1 protein-coding gene, 2 tRNA genes, 1 rRNA gene and 1 pseudogene are annotated in these 4,978 nt (G+C 53.6%); all 5 read left to right on the plus strand.

Annotated elements, in window-relative coordinates; genetic code table 11:
* Positions 1-7: 7 nt before the first annotated feature.
* Positions 8-124 (plus strand): 5S ribosomal RNA (gene rrf / locus E0E37_RS00390).
* A 61-nt stretch (positions 125-185) separates the two neighbouring features.
* A tRNA-Glu gene (locus E0E37_RS00395) sits at positions 186-260 on the plus strand.
* A 1,150-nt stretch (positions 261-1,410) separates the two neighbouring features.
* Positions 1,411-1,493, plus strand: a tRNA-Leu gene (locus E0E37_RS00400).
* A gap of 684 nt (positions 1,494-2,177) precedes the next feature.
* Complete coding sequence (locus tag E0E37_RS00405) at positions 2,178-2,411, plus strand: hypothetical protein (protein WP_130861006.1); 234 nt, start codon at positions 2,178-2,180, stop codon at positions 2,409-2,411.
* 235 nt (positions 2,412-2,646) lie between these two features.
* A pseudogene (locus E0E37_RS00410) lies at positions 2,647-4,978 on the plus strand (hypothetical protein); the annotation flags it as partial.

A 4,978-nucleotide genomic window follows, 5' to 3' on the forward strand; every position in this document is an offset into this window, starting at 1 on the left:
CAAGAGATCTGGTGACAATAGCAGAGAGGTCACACCTGTTCCCATCCCGAACACAGAAGTTAAGCTCTCTAGCGCTGATGGTACTTGGCGGGCAGCTGCCTGGGAGAGTAGGACGTCGCCAGTTTGAAAAATCTAATAAGCGACTCATCGGAAGATGGGCCGCTTATTGGATAAAAATGTATGATGGCTCCATGGTCAAGCGGTCAAGACACCGCCCTTTCACGGCGGTAACTCGGGTTCGATTCCCGATGGAGTCACCAAAGAAATAAGCCCCGAAACCTGTTAATATCAATGGGTTTCGGGGCTTTGACGTCTTGGACTTAATTTCCAGTGATGGCATATATATTGTAGTGATCAGGGGTGTTTTGGGGTGTCAACTCTGGAAAGTGGTCTGGAAAGTGAAGTGGAAAATAACTGGCCATTTTCAACTCCATTTCAGCATTGACATTTCTGTAAAAAATGAGCGACGGCGTTTTGCAGCAGGATCTACTGCCGGCCCCCGGCGGGCTGTGGGCTTCCGGAAGGCATATTGATCTGGCAGGCGGCGGATCTCCGGCGGGTTTGACGATCCCCAGCGGGCTGCGGATTTTCGGCTGCATTGTCGGCCTCCGGCGGGCTTGATGAGCCTCAGCAGGCGGCGGATTTTCGGCTGCATTGTCGGCTTCCGGCGGGCTTGATGAGCCCCGGCAGACGGCGGATTTTCGGTTGCATTGTCGGCCCCCGGCGGGCTTGATGAGCCCCGACAGGCGGCGGATTTTCGGCTGCATTGTCGGCCCCCGGCGGGCTTGATGGCCCCCGGCAGACTGCAGATTTTCGGCTGCATTGTCGGCCTCCGGCGGGCTTGATGAGCCCCGGCAGGCGGCGGACTCTTGGGACAGATAGACGAAAGGCAGATTTTTTTCTCGATCTCACCGAAATAGGGCCGGCAAATAGGTGAGATTGCATTTTTTTCTGTGTTTTCGCCTATTTCACGGCAAATATGGAGAGATCGGCCCTTATTTTCATGCGTTTTTCGGTGATTCTTCATTTTTTTTGCTCTTTTCACCTATTCCGGCGCCGACTCCTTCGGCCGCCCCAAAAAATGGAGACAGAATATGTAGATTTTTATTGCGGATCGGGTTTCACGACAGGGAAACAAGCTGTTCAGTTATTCATCCGCCGCACAGTCCGACCGAATGAAATATATGCGCTTGCACATCAGAACCGCGGGTCGCTAAATCGATGCTGAACGATTTTTCAGCAGTTATCAACGCTTGATAGAATTTATATTGACATTGTTTTTTTGATCTGGTAACATAAGTGAGATGGCATGAAGAGCTGCTCTGGTGGAACGATCAGAATATGATAGGCTGGATCTTCTATAAGTGATCGGGCCGGGCGTTTCGATCGCACAGGCGGTGAAATGAATATGCGGACGTGGCGGAATTGGCAGACGCGCCAGTTTTAGGTGCTGGTACTTCGGTGTGCAGGTTCGACCCCTGTCGTCCGCACCACAATTACATCCTGAAAAAGATGTCCTGCGGTAAAAACCGCAGGACATCAGGCTTTTTCGGGGGTTTTTACCCCTGAAAAGCCCGTTAATGGAGTGCGACTTTGAGGATCTCATTTCAATGATTTAAAGTCCTCTTGGTATTTGAACTCACACGAAATGGGCTTTTACAAAGAATTGAGAAGTCAAGAAATCTATTAAATCCTAGTAAATGATAGATCAAATTTAGGTGGCGCCCTTTTTTCTCTTCCCCGAGAAGCCAGTGTTTATGCGGCTTTCCTAGGGATTGGTAAAAAGGGCGCTACTTTTATATAAAAAATCGAGGCACAGGTTTCTTCCAAAGAAGTCCGTGCCTTTTCTAATTTTAGACAAGAATAAGAGGTGCGAAACTTAGCAACGCGCACATGACAGAAACTTTTAACACGATTAAAGCTCCAAAATGAGCCTTCTGTCAAACACTTTTTTTGAGACGGGATACCAATTTGTCGTAAAAACATACCAATTTCTCATTTCCCCCCATAAGCCGCCCCTTTTTTGCTAAAATAGCGGTAACAAAAAACCGGGCTGCTATCAAGGCGCGCCGCATAATGAACTGGCAGAGCATATTCAGATGAGGGGCAAGCCCCTTATCTGTTTCCGGGGGAACCCCCGGAAACAATCCTATTCTGACTATAAGGAGGGATCATCTATGAATACGTCCGCCGAAGTGAGCCGCCGCCGCAGAGAGGATCGCCCGCTGAAGGAGCCCCGGGTGGGCGGGAGCGTCTGGCCCCGCCAATGCTGCCCGGCGTTCACGCCCCGCACTGCCGTACTCCCGGAGGAACGGGTGTGCTGGTACTGTAAATACGCTGATTTCCACCTGAAGGAGCGGGTGGCGCTGGACGTGGGAATCTGCTGCTGGCCGAAAAAGCAAATCGACTGAGCAAGTGTATTTTAGCGCGAATCTGCGCATTTTGTTGAACAGAAGCAAGATTGTAAGGTTGTTTGCTTTTTACGGAACGGAGGTATCTGAAAATTGAGCTTTGAACCGCTTGTTTTTTTTCGGCGTTCCGCCGGAATATGAAATGTATCCCCCCAAAAATGAGCCGCCTGCCCTACGGCGGCGGAAGTTATCATCGAAAAAAGATAAGAAAATTATCAAGAGGAGGAATCAAGTTATGGATTTAATGCTGCAAAGATTGATACGCTTTGGAAAAAGGCGCAGGGCACATCTACCACTTGCTCTGCTTTGTGTCTTTTTCCTGTATGCCGTTTCGGCGATAGGCGATTGTGCGGAGCGTTTGGGAAAGGTGCTGCGGAGCAAGCCTGCGCGGCAGCTGGCGGCCGCGGCGCTGTCGCTCTGCTTAGTGTTTAACCTTGTGCCCATGACGGCCTTTGCCGCCGAATCGGACGCACCGCCCGTTGGAACGGAGCAGGAAAAAACGCTCACCTACGCTGAGGTTGTGGCTCTATTTGCCGCGCTTCCAAATGCGGACAGCATAACGGCAGAGACCACCGAGGAGGAAAAGGCAGAAATCACAGCGCAGATCAACGCCGCGCTGGACGCCCTTGATGGCCTTTCGGACAAGGACTTCGCGAAGTTTGCTGATGAGCATTCTGATCTGTTGGCGGCGGTGCAGGCACTGCAAACGGCGATAATAAACGATACCCCCACACTGCTTGCAGGTACCATCGCCGTGGAGCTTTGGCGTGATAACGCCAAGGTTGATCCAAATGGCGATTTTGCCACCCTGGCCGCCGCCATCACGGCTGCGCAGGACGGCGACACGCTGAAAATCATCGACAACATTGACCTTGGCACAACCGGCGTTGAAATCAGCGGCAAGTCTCTCACCCTGGACCTGAACGGCTATACCATTACGTACGGCGGCCTCGCCAACGGCCGCGCAATCAAACTGGAAGACGGCGCGGGGCTTACGATAAAGGACAGCGGCGCCTACGGCAAGCTGGCAACAACCGGCATGGCATCTGCCATCTATAACAACTCCAGCGGTACAGTCACGGTAGAGGGCGGCACGGTGTCAGCAGTAAGTGGCTATGCCATCTTTAGCTACTCCTCCGGCAATGTCATGGTAACAGGGGGCACAGTGTCGGCAAGCGGCGGGGGGAGTTGTGCCATCCACAGCAGCTCCGGCACAGTCACGGTCAGCGGCGGCACGGTGTCGGCAACGGGCCAGGATGGCATGGCCATTAAAAACGCCTCCGCCGGCAAGATAACGATTAGTGGCAATGCAGTTGTCACCAGTGAGAACAAATATAACATGCAAGGCACGATTTATCTTAACATAGCGCCCTCCCCCGCCGCCGTTGTGCTGGAGATCAAGGACAGCGCCCAGGTGACAAACACCGCAAACCCGGCGGGCTATTCGGTGTATTTTGCTGCCAATGGCGTGACCGCAGACAATTTGAGCAGCTATTTCAGCCATACCGGCGGCACGGTGGGCAGGGTTCATCCCGCACCGGCGGCGGTTCCAACGGTGGTATCCACAAGCATCTACGCCAACGGCGCGCCCCTGATTTTAGCGGCGGGGGCAAGTGACATCGGAAAAACCGTTATTTATGTCGATGAGGACGGCAGCGGAAGCGTTTCCGATGGAGATAGCATTTTCAAGCCCGGCGATTTCGCCGATGGTACCATCACGGGGAATAACCTTGTCGGCTACACCATCTACGGCGGCAGCGACAATACCGCCATCACAGGTGAAACAAAAATTACCATGCTGGGCGGCAATGTAAGCACTGTCTACGGCGGCAGCAAGAATGCAGCTGTGAGCAGCACCAATGTTACCATCAGCGGCGGCACGGCGGGCAGCGTTTATGGCGGCGGTGATGAGAGTACCACCGGCACAGCTACTGTTACGGGCACAGCTGCTGTCAAGATCAGCGGCGGTGAGACATCCTATGTTTATGGAGGCGCTTACAAAGGTACAGTAAACAATGCTTCGGTTAATATAACCGGCGGCAAGGTGAACAACGTCTGCGGCGGCGGCAGCGGCAGCGGTTCTTCTGTGAATACAGCCGCTATTACCATCAGCGGCGGTACAGTGACGAACAACGTCTATGGCGGCGCTGCGGGCGGTACGGTGGGTCGTTCCTCCCTCTCCATCGGCAGCGGAGCGAAAATTGGCGGGTCGTGGGTTGGTGTTATCATCAACAGCGCTGACGCTACCACCAGCGGCGCTGTCAAAAACGGCGTTGACAGCTTCAAGATTGACCCCGACCTTGGCACTGACGGCAGCGTCTATGTGTTTCTCCCCTATGGCTACACCGGCGGTGCCATTGCAACAGAAGCAGTGGAGGCGGATTTGGCGAAAATCACCCTCACCGGCGACGGCGCATCGGGTAAGGAAGCATATTTTGAAGACAGTACCATCAAGGTGCGGGCAACCACCGCCGCCGTGGAGCTTTGGCGCCGAGGCGCCGGGCCAAGCGCGCACGCCACACCTGCCCTGTCTCTTTCTCCCATCTTGTTGTGTATAGGGGACAGGG

The sequence above is a fragment of the Bacilliculturomica massiliensis genome (assembly GCF_900605495.1).
Taxonomy (GTDB): domain Bacteria; phylum Bacillota; class Clostridia; order Peptostreptococcales; family Anaerovoracaceae; genus Bacilliculturomica; species Bacilliculturomica massiliensis.